General features: G+C 46.7%; 1 protein-coding gene. It reads left to right on the forward strand.

What is annotated here, in order from left to right; translation table 11 throughout:
- Positions 1-1,572 (forward strand): Ig-like domain-containing protein (locus AC2SLM_RS12750; RefSeq protein ID WP_486554265.1); only part of this gene is annotated, 1,572 nt, incomplete at both ends.

Raw genomic sequence — 1,572 nt, forward strand, 5'->3', positions numbered from 1 at the left:
CCTGAAGCCCCTACGATTACTGTGCCTGTACCAAGTGCCGGTCAAGGGGGTGAATACAACGCTGAAGATGTAGGCAGTGATGGCACCATTACAGTCAATATCGATATGCCTGCGGGCACTGAGGTTGGAGACACCCTAACAGTGACTGTTGGTAATGATCAGCAAGAGGTTACTGTTGACAACACTATTTTAGTCAATGGTTATAACGTAGAGGTACAACCTGGTACTAATGTGACTGCAAGCGTGACCGATAAAGCGGGTAACACAGGTGCAGATGCGTCTGAGACTGTACCAACAGCAGATACGACAGCGCCAAATAACAGCTCCACGCAGCTTGTTATTAATGACATTACTGATGATAACGTTATCAATGCAACAGAAGCACAAGAAGATGTTGCTGTTACCGGTCGTGTAACTGGCGACTTTAGTGCCGGTGATATGGTAACGCTTACGGTTAATAGTAAAGCGTACACAGGAGTGGTGGATCAAGACGGCAACTTTAGTATTGCTGTACCAGGCTCTGAGCTGGTTAAAGATGGCGATACCACCCTAGATGTATCAATTGAAGCCACAGATGCTGCGGGTAACACGGGCATAGTGACAGCGACTAAAGGCTATGATGTTAATACCAAAGCGCCTAGTCTTAGCATTAGCATAGGCACCATCGCAGGCGATGATGTGATCAATAGCGACGAGGCTAATGAGGCAAACACCACGATCACAGGTGAGGTGACAGGAGACTTTAATGAGAATGATATCGTCACCTTAACCATTGGCAGTGACACTTATACCGCTCAAGTACAAGCAAATGGCAGCTATAGTGTAGATGTACCTACCAGTAGCTTAACGGGTAACACCCTAGTTAACGCCAGTATTACCACTGAAGATGCTGCTGGTAATACCAGTACAGCAAGTACAGATCGTGGTTATAAAGTGGACACAGATGCGCCTGAAGCCCCTACGATTACTGTGCCTGTACCAAGTGCCGGTCAAGGGGGTGAATACAACGCTGAAGATGTAGGCAGTGATGGCACCATTACAGTCAATATCGATATGCCTGCGGGCACTGAGGTTGGAGACACCCTAACAGTGACTGTTGGTAATGATCAGCAAGAGGTTACTGTTGACAACACTATTTTAGTCAATGGTTATAACGTAGAGGTACAACCTGGTACTAATGTGACTGCAAGCGTGACCGATAAAGCGGGTAACACAGGTGCAGATGCGTCTGAGACTGTACCAACAGCAGATACGACAGCGCCAAATAACAGCTCCACGCAGCTTGTTATTAATGACATTACTGATGATAACGTTATCAATGCAACAGAAGCACAAGAAGATGTTGCTGTTACCGGTCGTGTAACTGGCGACTTTAGTGCCGGTGATATGGTAACGCTTACGGTTAATAGTAAAGCGTACACAGGAGTGGTGGATCAAGACGGCAACTTTAGTATTGCTGTACCAGGCTCTGAGCTGGTTAAAGATGGCGATACCACCCTAGATGTATCAATTGAAGCCACAGATGCTGCGGGTAACACGGGCATAGTGACAGCGACTAAAGGCTATGATGTT

The sequence above is a fragment of the Psychrobacter sp. CX16 genome, from assembly GCF_057396245.1.